Source organism: Pseudomonas sp. CF161, from assembly GCF_000416215.1.
In the GTDB taxonomy this organism is placed as follows: domain Bacteria; phylum Pseudomonadota; class Gammaproteobacteria; order Pseudomonadales; family Pseudomonadaceae; genus Aquipseudomonas.
Genome location: NZ_ATLP01000038.1, coordinates 78,049 through 93,578 on the forward strand (window position 1 = coordinate 78,049; position 15,530 = coordinate 93,578).

A 15,530-nucleotide genomic window follows, 5' to 3' on the forward strand; every position below is an offset into this window, starting at 1 on the left:
GCTCGGGCACTCACAGTTCCACCCCTTTCTGCGCCTTGATCCCGGCCTGGAACGCATGTTTGACCACGCCCATTTCGGTGACGGTGTCCGCCAGTTCGATCATTTCCGGCTTGGCGCCGCGACCGGTGACCACCACGTGCTGCATCGGTGGACGGGCCTGCAGGTCGCTGAGCACCTGGTCCAGGTCGAGGTAACCGTGCTTGAGGGCGATGTTCAGCTCATCGAGCACCACCAGGCCGATGGCCGGGTCGCGCAGTAACTGACGGGACACTTCCCAGGCAGCCTCGGCAGCGGCGATATCGCGCTGGCGGTCCTGGGTCTCCCAGGTGAAGCCCTCGCCCATCACATGAAAACGCACCTGTTCCGGGAAGCGCCGGAAAAACAACTCTTCCCCGGTGCTGTTGCGGCCCTTGATGAATTGCACCACGCCGCATTGCATGCCGTGGCCCATGGAGCGGGCGAGCATGCCAAAGGCCGAGCTGCTCTTGCCTTTGCCATTGCCGGTCAGCACCAGCAGCAGCCCGCACTCGTTCGGCGAGTTGGCGATGCGTTCATCGATCACGGCTTTTTTGCGCAACATGCGCGCCAGATGGCGCTCGTCACGATCGGGGGATTGGGTCATGGGGCAGCTCTCCGTTGGGGCTGGATAACGGGGGGCAGGAATAGAAATAGAAGGCGCAAGCCTGGCATCGCCCACCGTGATGCCGTTGGATGGATCAGGCCGGTCTCCGGGCTTGTGAGCAGCACTAATGCCGAACCGCGCGCCTTCCCATGTCAGTTCGACACAGTGGCACCAAGCGCGGTCTTGACTCACTTACCGTTGCGGGGGCAGCGCCGGAATCGTCGCCCGTTCCTGTTCGGAACACGCACTCACCGGCTTCCCTGTTTCACCCTGTCGACCCATGGCCACAGAGCACCTGAAACAAGTCGCGAAGGTTAGAGGGTTGGGGGTGGAGCGTCAATTAAAGCCGGCCGTCGGCGAGCGCGAAGCACTGCACCAGATCAATAAAATGACGCCAATCTTGTGCCACACTGCAAGCAGTGATATCAAATAGCCACAATCTGGCTACCCAAATCTATCTGACAAAAACAAGGGTGAGTTCAATGCAAGGCATGATCATCAGCAATCCGAAACTGGAGTTTCTGCGCCCGATGCTGGAGCGCTGGTTTGATTGCATTGACCGCTACAACGAGGTGCGCGGCGACAACGAATGCCCGTACTGGTTTGATGAACAGGCCAACCTCGGCCTGCTGTCGGCCGCCGCCTGGATGGCAGAAATGGTCACCTTGCAGCACAGCCCGAGCAAAAAGCAGCTCGAAGAAGGCAATCGCAATGGCCGCGCCGACCTGTACCTGGCCACCCGCGAGGAACGCGCTTTCCTCAAGGTCAGCCAGCGCTGGCCACGGGTCAACAACCTGCAACTGACCCAGGCCCTGCTGGATGTCAGCAGTGATGCCAGAACCATCGCCTACCCCAATGAGCTGCGGCTGGGCTGCCTGTTTATCGCCCCACTCAAGGCCCAGCACAGCGCCACACCGGAAGAACTCCAGGACATGCTCGACGACCTGCAAAAGGAACACACCTGCGCCGTTGCCTGGTACTTCCCCTACGCCTACCGCAAGCTGCACAACGACAGCGGCAACTACCACCCCGGGGTCGCCGTGCTGTTCAAAGAGGCCCGCTGATCAGGTTGAACCATCGACTGGCTATGCTCCTCTATGAATACAACGACTCCAGTGCATTCATAGGGACATCGGCATGCTCATCAAGCCCCAAATCGCTCTTCTGATCGCCGTCGCCGCGGGCCTTGCCGGCTGCGGCGAAACCTCCACCCTGCAAGTGTCGGACGGCACCGGCCCGTCACCGCAATTGCCGGAGCCGAATAAAACCCTGATCCCCACGGTGAATATCGCGCCAGCCATCGGCTGGCCCGAGGGCGCCACGCCCATCGCCGCGCCAGGCACCCGGGTCGCGGCATTCGCCGAAAAACTCGATCACCCACGCTGGCTCTATGTGCTGCCCAATGGCGACGTGCTGGTGGCCGAGACCAACGCCCCGCCCAAGCCCGATGACAGCAAAGGCATCCGTGGCTGGGTCATGGAGAAGGTCATGGGTCGGGCCGGCGCCGGCGTGCCGAGCGCCAACCGCATCACCTTGCTGCGCGACCAGGACCACGACGGAGTGGCGGAAACCCGCACCGTATTCCTCGAGAACCTGAACTCACCGTTCGGCATGGCCCTGGTCGGCAACGACCTGTACGTGGCCGATACCGATCAGTTGCTGCGCTTCCCCTATAAAGACGGTGAAACCTCCATCAGCGCACCGCCGACCAAAGTCGTCGACCTGCCGGGCGGCCCCCTCAACCACCACTGGACCAAGAACGTGATTGCCAGCAAGGACGGCAGCAAGCTTTACGTTACGGTCGGCTCCAACAGCAACGTCGGTGAAAACGGCCTGGACCAGGAGCAGGGACGGGCAGCGATCTGGGAAGTGGATCGCGCCACGGGCAATCATCGGATCTTCGCCTCGGGCCTGCGCAACCCCAACGGCCTGGCCTGGGAGCCCCACAGCGGGCAACTCTGGACCGCGGTCAACGAGCGCGATGAAATCGGCAGCGACCTGGTGCCGGACTACATTACTTCGGTCAAGGACGGCGCCTTCTATGGCTGGCCATTCAGCTACTACGGGCAGCACGTGGATGTGCGGGTCTCGCCACAGAATCTCGACCTGGTGGCCAAGGCCATCGCTCCGGATTATGCCGTCGGGCCGCACACCGCCTCACTCGGCCTGACCTTTGCCGAAGGCAGCAAGTTGCCAGCCTTCACCCAGGGCGCGTTTATCGGCCAGCACGGCTCATGGAACCGCAAGCCCCACAGTGGCTACAAAGTGATTTTCGTCCCGTTCAGCGACGGCAGGCCTCAGGGACAACCGGTGGATGTGCTCACGGGCTTTCTCAGCGACGACGAAAAAGCCATGGGCCGCCCGGTCGGGGTAGTGATCGATCAGCAGGGCAGCCTGTTAGTGGCTGACGATGTCGGCAACAAGATCTGGCGCGTGTCGCCAGCCAAGGCGCAATGACCTCAGCGCTTGCGGCACAAGGTCAGACCATCCCCCAGGGGTAACAGCGACAGATCGACACGCGGGTCATCCTTCAAGGCGCGATTGAGTGCCTGGATGGCCTGGGTGTCGGCGCTGTCCGGCTCGACCTGCAGCACCCTGCCGCTCCACAAGGTGTTATCAAACACCGCCAGCCCGCCCACTCGCAGGAGGCTCAGCGCACTTTCCAGGTAAGCCGGATAATTGGCCTTGTCGGCATCGATAAAGATCAGGTCAAAGCTGCCCTGTTGCCCCGCCCCCTGCAGTTGAACGAGGGTTTCCAGGGCCGGCGCCAGCCGCAGTTCGATGCGCCCCGCCAAACCGGCTTCCTGCCAGTAGCGGATCGCGGTGGCGTTGTAGTCACCGGGGATATCGCAACAGATCAGCGAGCCATCGTCCGGCAGTGCCGCCGCCATGCATAACGCGCTATAGCCGGTGAAGGTGCCCACCTCCAGCAGACGCCGTGCGCCCATCAGGCGTACCAATAACGCAAGGAACTGACCCTGCTCCGGCGCCACCTGCCAGCGCGCCGTGGGCAGGGCCTGGGTTTCTTCGCGCAGACGGCGCAGCAGGGGCGTCTCGCGCAAGGAGACGTCCAGCAGATAGTGATAGAGGGCGTCGTCGAGATTGAGGCTACGGGCAGTCATCAACACCTCGACGCAGGCAGGAAACTAAGGATTGTGGGCCAGTTGCCCGGGTTGCAGGACGCGCTTGGCGCTGAGGTAGGCCTTTTGCCAATAGGCCTTGGACAGGCTGTCCAGCTTGACCGTACCGCCGGTGGCCGGGGCATGGACAAAACGCCCCTCGCCGACATAGATCCCGGCATGACTGACCTGGGAGCCGCCATTGGTGGCGAAAAAGATCAGGTCACCGGTTTGCAGCGAATCCTTGCTGATATCCGGGGCGCGCATGCCGATCATCTCGCGCGTCGAACGCGGCAGGGAAATACCCGCGGCGTCACGATAGACGTAGCCGATCAGGCCACTGCAATCGAAACCGGCATCAGGGGTATTACCACCCCAGCGATACGGCGTACCCACCAGGCCCAAAGCACGAAACAGCACATCTTCGGCAGCAGGGGAAAAGGTCTGGGTGGTATTGAAGACCGGGGCGCGTACTACCGGCGCAGGCGGTGGAGTACGGCTGGCGCAGGCGCTGAGCAGCGCTGCGAGAACAATGAGGGTGAGGCGGGCCGACGTCGACATAAGCAGAACAACCCTGATCCGGATGCGGCTTTCTCTGCCGTGAGGCTGAAAACAAAACCGCGTAAGCAGGGCTTACGCGGTTAGTCATCAACAATAGATCAGGATTCTAGCGGCTACGCGCCAAACTTCAAGTAAGACTTTAAGTTCGCCTTACAAAAAGTACGTTTACTTGCGAGCAGTGACCGTGGTCGGCGCCATGGCGAGTGCACGCTTGGCTTCGATAAAGGTTTTGCTCCAGTAGCGATCACCCAGGCTATCGACTCGAACACCACCGCTGCGGCGGCTGCTGGAGTGGATGAACTGGTCATCGCCCAGGTAGATCCCGGCATGGCTGACACGGCCACGACCATTGGTGCTGAAGAACAGCAGATCACCAGGCTTGAGGTTGTTGCGAGCGACCAGAGGGGCATTCACGTTGATCATTTCGCGAGTGGAGCGCGGCAGGTTCATGCCGGCCTCTTCACGAAACAGATAACCGATAAAACCGCTGCAATCGAAACCGGCTTCAGAGGTGCCGCCGAAACGGTAACGGGTACCGATCAGGGACATGCCGCGTTCAAGGATGCTGTCGGCCAGAACAGGCAGCTGATAAGGCTTGCTATCAGCGAACTCGGCCAGTTCTTTTTCGGTGGCCAGCTCTTCCTGGTAAACAACGGAAGACTGAGCCTTAACAGAGTGTTGAACCTGCTGCACTTGTTGCTGCTGGGTCACTGGAGAGTGAGCGGCGCAACCAAACAACAGGGTGACGAGTGCGAGAGGCACGAGGGGTGCGAAGCGATTTAGCATGGGCACGACCGTGGCTGAAGTTGTAAAGAAGCCGAGACTATGCCCTCTATCGTCCTCATTTGCAAATTCAATCGATCCAAATGTGACTTATGGGTTTCTCCTTTACATCTAAGGCCTTAAGCCCAATTTAAAAGCTGCGCGCGTCCTGAAGCGTTTCAGGAAGCGATTTTTTTGGCGCCTGGAATATGCCAAAACCCGCTACAGGCCGCAGTTTTACCAGCCCAGGGTTTCTTTGAGGAAGGGGATTGTGAGCTTGCGCTGGGCCTGCAAAGAGGCCTGATCGAGACGTTCAAGCAGCTCGAACAAGGCGCTCATGCTGCGGGTACCGCGGGTCAGAATAAAATGCCCGACTTCGTCGGTCAGGTGCAGTCCGCGACGAGAAGCGCGCAACTGCAAAGCGCGCAATTTGTCCTCATCGGACAAAGGCCGCATCTGGAAAATCAGCGCCAGGGTCAGGCGCGACTTCAAGTCCGCCAGCTTGACCGGCAATTCACGAGGCGAGGTCGAGGCCGCGATCAGCAATCGCCGACCACTGTCACGCAAGCGATTGAACAGGTGGAACAGCGCCTCTTCCCAATCCGCCTTGCCCGCGACCGCCTGCAGGTCATCCAGGCACACCAGCTCGTATTGCTCAAGGTTGTCGAGGATCTCGATACCGCGATAGAGCAGCTCCGCCAATGGCAGGTAGACCGCCGGCTCACCCATTTGCTCGAAACGCAGGCAGGCCGCCTGCAACAGATGCGTACGCCCTACCCCATCCTTGCCCCACAGGTAGATCAGACTTTCGGTCCAGCCGGCGTCGGCTTCGCAAAGCCGCTCGACATAGCCGAGTGCAGCGGCATTGGCGCCTGGGTAGTAATTGATGAAGGTGGCGTCATCACGCAGACGCACACCTAGGGGCAGCTGAATCGGTTTCATGCTGACTGAACAGTTCGAAATGAACCGTTAGTGGCCTCTGTGTAAAGTTTGCAAAGTTTATACCCGTGACGCCGGCCGCACAATGCAACAGACCACAAGCAAAATCAAAGGTTTGCGTTAATCGGAGGGAATCAGGGGCGTGGCTTTGACGGCAAATGTGACAGCCAGAACAATCGCCAGGGCGGGCCCGATCCTGCCGGGCCCGCCCTGGCGCTGTCCCATGAGTGGCTACAGATCCGGGTCTTCGACACCACTGTAGATGTCAGAGTCCTTGTACAAGTCGTGCATATGGCGCACCAGCACCATGATCACCGCCGCCACCGGCAAGGCCAGCAGCACCCCGGTAAAGCCGAACAGCTCGCCACCCGCCAGGATCGCGAAGATCACCGCCACCGGATGCAGGCCTATGCGATCACCCACCAGCAGCGGCGTCAGGACCATACCCTCAAGCGCCTGGCCGACCATAAACACCGCGACGATGCCGATCATGGGATACAGGTCGCCGCCAAACTGGAACAAGCCGGCAATCAACGCCGCGCCAATACCGATGACGAACCCCATATAAGGCACGATGGCCGCCAGGCCGGCAATCAGGCCGATCAACAGCCCCAGCTCCAGCCCGACCAGCATCAGGCCGGCAGCGTAGATCACCCCCAGCGCCAGCATCACCAGCAGTTGCCCGCGGACAAACGCCCCCAGCACCTCATGGCACTCGCCGGCCAGGGCCACCACGCGCTCTTCGCGATCGCGGGGCAGCAGGCTGCGGATCTTGGCCATCATCAGGTCCCAGTCACGCAACAGATAGAAGCTGACAACCGGGATCAGCACCAGGTTGGCCAGCCAGCCAATCAACGCCAGGCCCGACGCGGTCGCCTGGCTCAGTACCAAGCTGACGATGTCGGTGGTCTGGCCCATATGCTCGCTGATCGCGGCCTTGACCTTGTCGAACTTCCAGAAGCCGTCGGCCAGCCCGAGTTTGGACTGCACCCACGGCATAGCCGTGTGCTGCAACCAATCGAGCATCTGCGGCGCCAGCTCGTACAGGCGCAACAGTTGCTTGGCCAGCATCGGCACCAGGATCAGCAACAGCGCCATGACGATCAGCGTAAATAGCGCGAACACCGCCACCACGCCCCAGGTGCGCGAGAGGCCATGTTTTTCCAGGCGATCCACCAGCGGGTCGAACAGATACGCCAGCAACAGGGCCACCAGGAACGGCGTCAGGATCGGATGCAACAGGTACACAAACGCACACAGCAGGGCCAACCCGCCCAACCAGACCCAACGACGCGAATCGGCCATGAACCACTCCATCTTCTATATAAGGAAAGAACTGCTTACCAACGAAAGCGCAACTGCGGAATCGGTGCCGCCACAGCGCCTTCAACCGCCGGCTGAGCCGGGGCCTGGGCCTCGCCAGGCGACACCTCCGCCAGCTTGGCCAGGGACAACTGCGCCCGCACCTGCTCCGGGCTGCCATTGACCCGGTACACCACACGATCACCCTCGACGCTCTGCAACTGCGCGCCAAAAGGCTCCAACAAATGTTCCAGCGCCGCGTAGCGCTCCAGGTTCATGCCCTGTACCTCAAGCAACTGCTCGCTGGCCGTTCCCGGCTTGCTGACAAAACGCGGCGCCAGGCGCTGGCTGACCGCCAGCAACACGGCATCGGCCAGAGCCGCGGTATCGGCCCCCTGGACGCTGCCCTGCTCTTTTTGATCTCCCAGCCACAAGCGCCATTTGGCCTGCCACTGACCGCCCTCCTCCCGGGCATGCACGGCCAGCAAGGCATCGGCCCCATAACGTTCGGATGCCGCGCGCAACGGCGCCGGATCCGCCCCTTCCAGGTTCGGCGCAGTGGCCACCAGTTGCTCTTCCAGATCGCCCAGGGGCAGGCGCAGTGGCAAACCGCGATGCTGCGCCGCACGCCGCAGCGGCAAGGCGCTGGCCTGGCCATCACCCACCAGGCTCGAACCCTCGACCGAGTCGCTCAACCACCAGCCAAGAATGGAGGGGCGATTGGTGCCCCACAACGACAAACCGGCCTGGCGCAGCGCGCGATCAGTGCTCACCGGGTCGAAATCGACCTGCAGACTCTCTGGTGGCCCGGCGTCATAACCGTACTGGCTGATGATCTGCTGCGGATCCTTGCGCACCGCCGCCAGCCCGGGGCCCTGGGCCGCCTTGGCGTCGCCGGTCAAACGCAGCACCAGGGTCTCCAGCGCACGCTGGGTGGCCTGCTCACGCTCTTCCGGAGTCTGGCTGCTGACCGGTTCGCGAACTTGATAAAGGCCATTGAGGGTTTCGGCATGACTCGCCAGGCTGACCAACGACAAACAGCCCACAAAAAGAAATTTACACAAACGCATGGAAGATTCCCGACGACAAAAAACGGTTGAAACAGAACCTGTGAAGCAGATCGCGCAAGGCTGTGACCACTGACTCCGGCAAAACATTCACAGGTCCCGGGTAAGTTTTCGTACTGCCATAACGATAGCCGCTTAGAGGCTATACCTTATACAGCCATGTACACGGCCACCAACATGCGCCGTAATGGTTTTTTTAACGCGATATACCCCTGCCCGTCGGCCCGAGGATGGCCGCTGCCTCTCAAGCCTGATAAAATCGCGCGCCTTCGCAGACCGGCTATAGCTGGGCACCCTGAAATACTCCGACGGCAAACCCGCTCGCAGTGTCTTGGCGGTCTCACTGGACTCGGTCGACACCCCTGAATCCCCTAAAGGCCTGGATCATGAGCAAGCAACCCTCCCTGAGCTACAAGGACGCCGGTGTAGACATCGACGCCGGTGAAGCATTGGTCGAACGCATCAAGAGCGTCGCCAAGCGCACTGCGCGCCCGGAAGTCATGGGCGGCCTGGGCGGTTTCGGCGCCCTCTGCGAAATCCCGGCCGGCTACAAACAGCCCGTGCTGGTCTCCGGCACCGACGGCGTGGGCACCAAATTGCGCCTGGCGCTGAACCTGAACAAGCACGACAGCATCGGCATCGACCTGGTAGCCATGTGCGTCAACGACCTGGTGGTGTGTGGCGCCGAGCCGCTGTTCTTCCTCGACTACTACGCCACCGGCAAGCTCAACGTTGAAACCGCGACCCAAGTGGTCACCGGTATCGGCGCTGGCTGCGAACTGTCCGGCTGCTCCCTGGTCGGCGGCGAAACCGCTGAAATGCCTGGCATGTACGAAGGCGAAGACTACGACCTGGCCGGCTTCTGCGTCGGCGTCGTGGAAAAATCCGAAATCATCGACGGCTCCAAAGTCGCTGCCGGCGACGCCCTGCTCGCCCTGCCATCGTCCGGCCCGCACTCCAACGGCTACTCGCTGATCCGCAAGATCATCGAAGTGTCGGGTGCCGACATCGAAAACATCCAGCTCGACGGCAAACCGCTGACCGACCTGCTGATGGCTCCGACCCGCATCTACGTCAAACCGCTGCTCAAGCTGATCAAGGACACTGGCGCAGTCAAGGCCATGGCCCACATCACCGGTGGCGGCCTGCTGGACAACATTCCGCGCGTCCTGCCAAAAGGCGCCCAGGCGATTGTCGACGTGGCCAGCTGGCAGCGTCCTGCGGTATTCGACTGGCTGCAAGAGAAAGGCAACGTCAATGAAACCGAAATGCACCGCGTGCTGAACTGCGGCGTGGGCATGGTCATCTGCGTGGCTCAAGAGCACGTTGAAACTGCGCTGAACGTACTGCGTGAAGCCGGCGAGCAGCCTTGGGTCATCGGCCAGATCGCCACCGCCCCTGAAGGCGCGGCTCAGGTTGAACTGAAGAACCTTAAGGCGCACTGATGCCTGCAACCTGTGATGTCGTGGTGCTGCTCTCCGGCACCGGCAGTAACTTGCAGGCCCTGATCGACAGCACGCGCACCGGCGACAGCCCGGTGCGCATCGCTGCGGTGATCTCCAACCGCGCCGACGCCTACGGCCTGCAACGCGCCAAGGATGCGGGTATCGCGACCCGCGCCCTGGATCACAAGGCCTTCGAAGGCCGCGAAGCCTTCGATGCCGCGCTGATCGAACTGATCGACGCCTTCCACCCCAAACTGGTGGTACTGGCCGGCTTCATGCGCATTCTCAGCGCGGACTTCGTGCGTCACTACCAGGGCCGCCTGCTCAATATCCACCCCTCGCTGCTCCCCAAATACAAAGGGTTACATACTCACCAGCGCGCGCTGGAGGCCGCAGACACTGAGCACGGCTGCAGCGTGCACTTTGTCACCGAGGAACTCGATGGCGGACCTCTGGTCGTACAGGCAGTGATCCCGGTAGAGTTGGACGACTCGCCGCACAGCCTGGCGCAGCGAGTACATGCCCAGGAACACCAGATCTACCCGCTGGCCGTGCGCTGGTTTGCCGAAGGTCGGCTGACGCTCGGCGAACAGGGTGCTTTACTGGATGGTCAGCTACTTGCCGCCAGCGGCTATTTGATTCGAACCTAGGAGATTTTATGCGTCGTGCCCTGCTCTTCGCTTGCGCTCTGCTCGCCCTGCCCGTTGTGCAGGCGGCGGACCTTCAACCTTTCTCCGCCAGCTATACCGCCGACTGGAAACAGCTTCCAATGAGCGGTACCGCTGAACGCAGCCTTGAAAAAACCAGCAATGGCGCCTGGAAGCTGAGCTTCAAGGCCTCCATGATGATTGCCAGCCTGACCGAAGAAAGCACCCTGACCCTGGACAAGGACACCTTGCTGCCCCAGTCCTACCACTTCGAACGTGGCGGCTTGGGCAAAGCCAAAAAGGCTGACCTGGACTTCGACTGGACTGCCAAGATGGTCACCGGCACCGACCGTGGCGATCCGGTCAAGCTGTCGCTCAACCGCGGCATGGTCGACAAGTCCACCTATCAGTTGGCCCTGCAGCACGATGTAGCCGCCGGCAAGAAGAGCATGAGCTACCAGGTCGTCGATGGTGGCGAAGTCGACACCTATGACTTCCGTGTCCTGGGCGCCGAGAAGGTCGATACCAAGGCCGGCCAGATCGAAGCGATCAAGGTCGAGCGCGTGCGTGATCCGACGCAAAGCAAGCGCACCACGGTGATGTGGTTCGCCAAGGACTGGGACTACCTGCTGGTCCGTCTGCAGCAGGTTGAAACCGACGGCAAGGAGTACAACATCATGCTCCTCAACGGCACCGTCAACGGCAAGGCTGTCAAAGGCAGCTGATCCGTCTCCAGCCGATAAAAAGCCTCGCTCATGCGAGGCTTTTTTTCGCCTGCCGTTCCGGAGATCAGCCTTCGACAGGCCCAATCCGCAAGCCGGCGAAGATGAAACTTTTGTCATAAAACTCAGCGGCCTGCGGCGAAATGTCACGGTTTCCGCGGCCTGCAGGACTTTTGCCGATTCTGCAAATATCTGTTGCAGCTCAAGAGCGTTTACTTAGCAAGCTAACAAAATATATAACAAAGGCCTGCACACGCCTTGCTGCAGATCAACAGAGATTGGAGCTAGCAGATGACTGTAAAAGTAACTGAACGCGACGATTCACATATGTCCCATGAAGGCGTAGCCGCAGGTATACGGATCTGGGACGTGCATCAACAAGACATGCTGGTGGGGATGTTTCATTCCGAAACCGACGCCCACAGCTATAAAGCCGAACTTGAAAAGCAAGAGCAGGGCCGAACGACTCAGGCCTCCTGACCGACTTGAAAAACGACAAACCCCGCCATGAGCGGGGTTTGTCATTTACTGCGGCCTTACCACATCAGATCGTCAGGGATCTGGTAGGCGGCGTACGGATCGTCCTCATCCGGCGCCTCGGTCGGCGTATTGAGCTGGACGATGCGCTGCGGATCGCGCTCCTGGATCTTCAGCGCCGCCTCACGAGGGATCACCTCGTAGCCGCCGCCGTGGTGCACGATGGCCAACGAACCACTGCTCAACTTGTTGCGCATCAGCGCGTTCACCGACAAGCGCTTGACCTTCTTGTCGTCGACGAAGTTGTAGTAATCCTCGGTGGTCAGCTTGGGCAGGCGTGACACCTCGATCAATTGCTTGACCTGGGCCGCACGGGCCTTCTGCTCGGCCTTCTCCTGCTGCTGACGGTTCAGCTCCTGGTCACGCTTGACCTTTTCGGCCATCGCTTCCTGGGCCGCACGTTGCTGCGAATCGTCCAGTTCAATCTGGCCTTTATGGGCCAGGCGTTGCTGCTTCTGCTTGTCTTTGCCGACCTGTTTGGCCTGCTTTTGGTTGACCAGCCCTGCTTTGAGCAACTGGTCGCGAAGGGAAAGGCTCATGGTGCTTACTCACTTAGGCAACAGCCTCAGCCACAGCTGGGCAAATTCTTTTCCTGACGTTTGGCTTCGCCCCACAAGGCGTCCAACTCTTCGAGGGTGCAATCTTCCATGGGACGGTGGGTCTCGCGCAATGCCTGCTCGATAAATCGGAAGCGTCGCTCGAACTTGGCATTGGCACCGCGCAAGGCGGTTTCAGGGTCGACCTTCAGATGCCGGGCCAGGTTGACCGCGGCAAACAGCAGGTCGCCGATTTCATCGGTGATCGCCGCCGGGTCGTTGTCGACCATGGCTTCGAGCACCTCATCGAGCTCTTCACGGACCTTGTCCACCACCGGCAGCGCGTCCGGCCAATCGAAGCCGACCTGGGCCGCGCGCTTTTGCAACTTGGCGGAGCGCGACAACGCCGGCAAAACTGCCGGCACATCATCGAGCAGGGACAGCTGCAACGGGGCCGCCGATTGCTCGGCGCGCTCCTGGGCCTTGATCTCTTCCCAGCGGCGCTTGACCTGCTCTTCATCGAGCCGTGGCGTGTCAAGCGGCGCGTACAGGTCGCCGGTGGGGAATACGTGGGGATGACGCCGGATCAACTTGCGGGTGATGCTATCGACCACGCCGTCGAATTCAAAACGCCCCTCCTCCCGCGCCAGCTGGCTGTAATACACCACCTGGAACAGCAGGTCGCCCAATTCACCCTGCAGGTGATCGAAGTCGCCACGCTCGATGGCGTCGGCCACTTCATAGGCTTCTTCGAGGGTATGCGGGACGATGCTGGCGTAGGTCTGCTTGGTATCCCAGGGGCAACCGTATTGCGGGTCGCGCAGCCGGGCCATCAGGTGCAACAAATCTTCAAGGCTGTACATCAATTTATCCATTTCACACAGGCCATGGCCGCCGCCGGTCGCAACCGGCGACGGCGACAGGTCATGGGGTCCGGTTGCGGCGGGTTTCGATGATGTTCGGCAGCTGGGAAATCCGCCCCAGCAACCGCCCCAGCGCGTCCAAGCCCGGGATCTCGATGGTCAGGGACATCAACGCCGTGTTGTCCTCTTTGTTCGAGCGGGTGTTGACCGCCAGCACGTTGATCCGCTCGTTGAGCAGCACCTGGGAAACATCACGCAGCAAACCGGAGCGGTCGTAGGCACGGATGATGATGTCGACCGGGTAGGTCAACACCGGCACCGGGCCCCAGCTGACCTGGATGATCCGCTCCGGCTCGCGCCCGGACAGTTGCAGCACCGAGGCGCAATCCTGGCGGTGAATGCTCACTCCACGGCCCTGGGTGATGTAACCGACGATCGCATCCCCGGGCAGCGGCTGGCAGCAGCCGGCCATCTGGGTCATCAGGTTGCCCACGCCCTGGATCTGGATATCGCCGCGCTTGCCCGGTTTGTAGCCCGTGGCTTTGCGCGGGATCAGCTCCAGTTGCTCGTTGCCGCGCTCCGGCTCCACCAGTTGCTGGGCCAGGTTGACCAGTTGCGCCAGGCGCAGGTCGCCAGCCCCGAGCGCGGCAAACATGTCCTCGGCGATTTTCATGTTGGCCTTTTCGGCCAGCTTGTCGAAATCCACCTGGGGCAGGCCGAGGCGATTGAGTTCGCGCTCGAGCAAGGTCTTGCCGGCGGCGACGTTCTGATCGCGAGCCTGCAACTTGAACCAGTGCACGATCTTCGCCCGCGCCCGGGACGTGGTCACGTAGCCCAGGTTCGGGTTCAGCCAGTCACGGCTTGGCGTACCGTGCTTGCTGGTGATGATCTCCACCTGCTCGCCGGTCTGCAGGCTGTAGTTGAGCGGAACGATGCGCCCGTTGATCTTCGCGCCACGGCAGTTGTGGCCGATTTCGGTGTGCACCCGGTAGGCGAAGTCCAGCGGCGTCGCGCCCTTGGGCAGATCGATGGCGTGACCGTCCGGGGTGAAGATATACACTCGGTCCGGTTCGATATCGACCCGCAACTGCTCGGCCAGGCCGCCGATATCCCCCAGCTCCTCATGCCATTCGAGGACCTGGCGCAACCAGGAAATCTTCTCTTCGTAATGGTTCGAGCCGGATTTGACGTCAGTGCCCTTGTAGCGCCAGTGGGCACAGACCCCCAGCTCCGCCTCCTCATGCATCGAGTGGGTACGGATCTGCACTTCCAGCACCTTGCCCTCGGGCCCGATCACTGCGGTGTGCAGGGAGCGGTAGCCGTTTTCCTTGGGGTTGGCGATGTAGTCGTCGAACTCTTTGGGAATGTGCCGCCACAGGGTGTGGACGATCCCCAGCGCGGTGTAGCAGTCGCGCATTTCCGGGACCAGTACCCGCACCGCGCGCACGTCGTAGATCTGGCTGAATTCCAGACCCTTGCGCTGCATTTTGCGCCAGATCGAATAGATGTGCTTGGCCCGGCCGCTGATGTCGGCATCGACGCCGGTGGCCTGCAATTCAATCTGCAACTGGTTCATCACGTCGGAGATGAACCGCTCGCGATCCAGACGCCGCTCATGGAGCAGGGTCGCGATCTGCTTGTATTGCTCGGGCTCCAGGTAACGGAACGACAGGTCTTCGAGTTCCCACTTGATATGGCCGATACCGAGTCGGTGAGCCAGGGGCGCATAGATATCGAAGACTTCGCGGGCAACCCGGTTGCGTTTTTCATCGTCAGCGGTTTTAACCGCACGAATCGCGCAGGTGCGTTCGGCCAACTTGATCAGGGCCACGCGCACGTCGTCGACCATGGCCACCAGCATCTTGCGCAGGTTCTCGACCTGCGCCTGGGTGCCCAGCACCAGGGACTGGCGCGGGCTCAGGCTGGCGCTGATCGCCGCCATGCGCAGCACGCCGTCAATCAGCTTGGCCACGACCGGGCCGAAGCGCTGGCTGACCGCAGGCAACTGGATCTGGCCTTCGCGCACGCCACGATAAAGTATCGCCGCCACCAGCGAATCCTGGTCCAGCTTGAGGTCGGCGAGGATCTCGGCGATCTCAAGGCCGGTGCGAAAACTCGAGGTGCCTTCGGCCCACAGGTTCTTCGCCGCATTGTGTTGTTGCTCGGCCTCGCGAGCGTACTCGCAGGCTTCTTTCAAGGCTTCACGGTCAAGTGCCAGATCGACGCTGACCGCATGATCGAGCCATGCCTCGAGATTGATACTGCCGTCGGTGTTGATCGGCTGGTGCGCTCTCACCTGTACCATCTTGCTTTACCTTCCCTACGACGCACATTCAATGCGTCAAATCGCTGACCTTAGGTGCCAGGGCCTGCTCGCAGGGCCAGCGAGCGGTGCCTGGCGGCCAGTC

Annotated in this window: 16 protein-coding genes and 1 riboswitch; of the genes, 6 read left to right on the forward strand and 10 right to left on the reverse strand. The window is 61.2% G+C overall.

Annotated elements, in window-relative coordinates:
* Positions 1-10: 10 nt before the first annotated feature.
* Positions 11-622: a cob(I)yrinic acid a,c-diamide adenosyltransferase gene (gene cobO, locus CF161_RS05660; RefSeq protein WP_020295604.1), complete on the reverse strand. Its 612-nt coding sequence runs from the start codon at positions 620-622 to the stop codon at positions 11-13.
* 79 nt (positions 623-701) lie between these two features.
* A riboswitch (cobalamin riboswitch) is annotated at positions 702-936 on the reverse strand.
* Positions 937-1,104: 168 nt separating this feature from the next.
* On the opposite strand from cobO, the gene CF161_RS05665 reads away from it, so the two are divergent.
* Together CF161_RS05665 and CF161_RS05670 are read left to right on the forward strand one after the other, a co-directional pair.
* Positions 1,105-1,686: a hypothetical protein gene (locus CF161_RS05665; RefSeq protein ID WP_020295605.1), complete on the forward strand. Its 582-nt coding sequence runs from the start codon at positions 1,105-1,107 to the stop codon at positions 1,684-1,686.
* 73 nt (positions 1,687-1,759) lie between these two features.
* Positions 1,760-3,079: a sorbosone dehydrogenase family protein gene (locus CF161_RS05670; protein ID WP_020295606.1), complete on the forward strand. Its 1,320-nt coding sequence runs from the start codon at positions 1,760-1,762 to the stop codon at positions 3,077-3,079.
* 2 nt (positions 3,080-3,081) lie between these two features.
* Here CF161_RS05670 and CF161_RS05675 read toward each other — a convergent pair whose 3' ends face one another.
* The 6 genes from CF161_RS05675 to CF161_RS05700 all read right to left on the reverse strand — a co-directional run bounded on the left by CF161_RS05675 (position 3,082) and on the right by CF161_RS05700 (position 8,375).
* Positions 3,082-3,744, reverse strand: coding sequence for a class I SAM-dependent methyltransferase (locus tag CF161_RS05675; protein WP_020295607.1), 663 nt, complete (start codon positions 3,742-3,744; stop codon positions 3,082-3,084).
* A 24-nt stretch (positions 3,745-3,768) separates the two neighbouring features.
* Positions 3,769-4,302, reverse strand: coding sequence for a C40 family peptidase (locus CF161_RS05680; RefSeq protein WP_020295608.1), 534 nt, complete (start codon positions 4,300-4,302; stop codon positions 3,769-3,771).
* A gap of 165 nt (positions 4,303-4,467) precedes the next feature.
* Positions 4,468-5,088, reverse strand: a complete 621-nt coding sequence (locus CF161_RS05685; RefSeq protein ID WP_043228701.1) for a C40 family peptidase — start codon at positions 5,086-5,088, stop codon at positions 4,468-4,470.
* Positions 5,089-5,301: 213 nt separating this feature from the next.
* A complete protein-coding gene (hda, locus tag CF161_RS05690; protein WP_020295610.1) occupies positions 5,302-6,006 on the reverse strand; it encodes a DnaA regulatory inactivator Hda in 705 nt (234 codons plus the stop codon).
* A gap of 228 nt (positions 6,007-6,234) precedes the next feature.
* Positions 6,235-7,308 (reverse strand): AI-2E family transporter, encoded by a 1,074-nt coding sequence (locus CF161_RS05695; RefSeq protein WP_020295611.1) that lies wholly within the window; start codon positions 7,306-7,308, stop codon positions 6,235-6,237.
* Positions 7,309-7,343: 35 nt separating this feature from the next.
* Entirely contained in the window at positions 7,344-8,375 is a 1,032-nt protein-coding gene (locus CF161_RS05700) for a DUF2066 domain-containing protein (RefSeq protein ID WP_020295612.1), read from the reverse strand.
* Between the two features lie 383 nt (positions 8,376-8,758).
* On the opposite strand from CF161_RS05700, the gene purM reads away from it, so the two are divergent.
* The 4 genes from purM to CF161_RS05720 all read left to right on the forward strand — a co-directional run bounded on the left by purM (position 8,759) and on the right by CF161_RS05720 (position 11,666).
* Complete coding sequence (gene purM, locus CF161_RS05705; protein ID WP_020295613.1) at positions 8,759-9,817, forward strand: phosphoribosylformylglycinamidine cyclo-ligase; 1,059 nt, start codon at positions 8,759-8,761, stop codon at positions 9,815-9,817.
* Complete coding sequence (purN, locus tag CF161_RS05710; protein ID WP_020295614.1) at positions 9,817-10,467, forward strand: phosphoribosylglycinamide formyltransferase; 651 nt, start codon at positions 9,817-9,819, stop codon at positions 10,465-10,467. The genes purM and purN overlap by 1 nt, the downstream gene beginning before the upstream one ends.
* Positions 10,468-10,475: 8 nt before the next feature.
* On the forward strand, positions 10,476-11,189 hold the full coding sequence (locus tag CF161_RS05715; protein ID WP_020295615.1) for a DUF3108 domain-containing protein: 714 nt from the start codon (positions 10,476-10,478) through the stop codon (positions 11,187-11,189).
* Positions 11,190-11,477: 288 nt separating this feature from the next.
* Positions 11,478-11,666: a hypothetical protein gene (locus CF161_RS05720; protein WP_020295616.1), complete on the forward strand. Its 189-nt coding sequence runs from the start codon at positions 11,478-11,480 to the stop codon at positions 11,664-11,666.
* A 56-nt stretch (positions 11,667-11,722) separates the two neighbouring features.
* Here CF161_RS05720 and CF161_RS05725 read toward each other — a convergent pair whose 3' ends face one another.
* The 3 genes from CF161_RS05725 to relA form a co-directional block, all read right to left on the reverse strand.
* Positions 11,723-12,262, reverse strand: a complete 540-nt coding sequence (locus CF161_RS05725) for a DUF2058 domain-containing protein (RefSeq protein WP_020295617.1) — start codon at positions 12,260-12,262, stop codon at positions 11,723-11,725.
* A gap of 26 nt (positions 12,263-12,288) precedes the next feature.
* On the reverse strand, positions 12,289-13,122 hold the full coding sequence (mazG, locus tag CF161_RS05730) for a nucleoside triphosphate pyrophosphohydrolase (protein WP_020295618.1): 834 nt from the start codon (positions 13,120-13,122) through the stop codon (positions 12,289-12,291).
* 61 nt (positions 13,123-13,183) lie between these two features.
* Positions 13,184-15,427: a GTP diphosphokinase gene (gene relA / locus CF161_RS05735; RefSeq protein WP_020295619.1), complete on the reverse strand. Its 2,244-nt coding sequence runs from the start codon at positions 15,425-15,427 to the stop codon at positions 13,184-13,186.
* Positions 15,428-15,530: the final 103 nt, after the last annotated feature.

Coding starts and splice junctions, on each gene's coding strand:
- CF161_RS05715 (WP_020295615.1), top strand. CDS start 10,476: ATGCGTCGTGCCCTGCTCTTCGCTTGCGCTCTGCTCGCCCTGCCCGTT.
- relA (WP_020295619.1), bottom strand. CDS start 15,427: ATGGTACAGGTGAGAGCGCACCAGCCGATCAACACCGACGGCAGTATC.
- CF161_RS05720 (WP_020295616.1), top strand. CDS start 11,478: ATGACTGTAAAAGTAACTGAACGCGACGATTCACATATGTCCCATGAA.
- cobO (WP_020295604.1), bottom strand. CDS start 622: ATGACCCAATCCCCCGATCGTGACGAGCGCCATCTGGCGCGCATGTTG.
- CF161_RS05685 (WP_043228701.1), bottom strand. CDS start 5,088: ATGCTAAATCGCTTCGCACCCCTCGTGCCTCTCGCACTCGTCACCCTG.
- CF161_RS05700 (WP_020295612.1), bottom strand. CDS start 8,375: ATGCGTTTGTGTAAATTTCTTTTTGTGGGCTGTTTGTCGTTGGTCAGC.
- CF161_RS05680 (WP_020295608.1), bottom strand. CDS start 4,302: ATGTCGACGTCGGCCCGCCTCACCCTCATTGTTCTCGCAGCGCTGCTC.
- CF161_RS05695 (WP_020295611.1), bottom strand. CDS start 7,308: ATGGCCGATTCGCGTCGTTGGGTCTGGTTGGGCGGGTTGGCCCTGCTG.
- mazG (WP_020295618.1), bottom strand. CDS start 13,122: ATGTACAGCCTTGAAGATTTGTTGCACCTGATGGCCCGGCTGCGCGAC.
- CF161_RS05675 (WP_020295607.1), bottom strand. CDS start 3,744: ATGACTGCCCGTAGCCTCAATCTCGACGACGCCCTCTATCACTATCTG.
- hda (WP_020295610.1), bottom strand. CDS start 6,006: ATGAAACCGATTCAGCTGCCCCTAGGTGTGCGTCTGCGTGATGACGCC.
- purM (WP_020295613.1), top strand. CDS start 8,759: ATGAGCAAGCAACCCTCCCTGAGCTACAAGGACGCCGGTGTAGACATC.
- CF161_RS05725 (WP_020295617.1), bottom strand. CDS start 12,262: ATGAGCCTTTCCCTTCGCGACCAGTTGCTCAAAGCAGGGCTGGTCAAC.
- purN (WP_020295614.1), top strand. CDS start 9,817: ATGCCTGCAACCTGTGATGTCGTGGTGCTGCTCTCCGGCACCGGCAGT.
- CF161_RS05665 (WP_020295605.1), top strand. CDS start 1,105: ATGCAAGGCATGATCATCAGCAATCCGAAACTGGAGTTTCTGCGCCCG.
- CF161_RS05670 (WP_020295606.1), top strand. CDS start 1,760: ATGCTCATCAAGCCCCAAATCGCTCTTCTGATCGCCGTCGCCGCGGGC.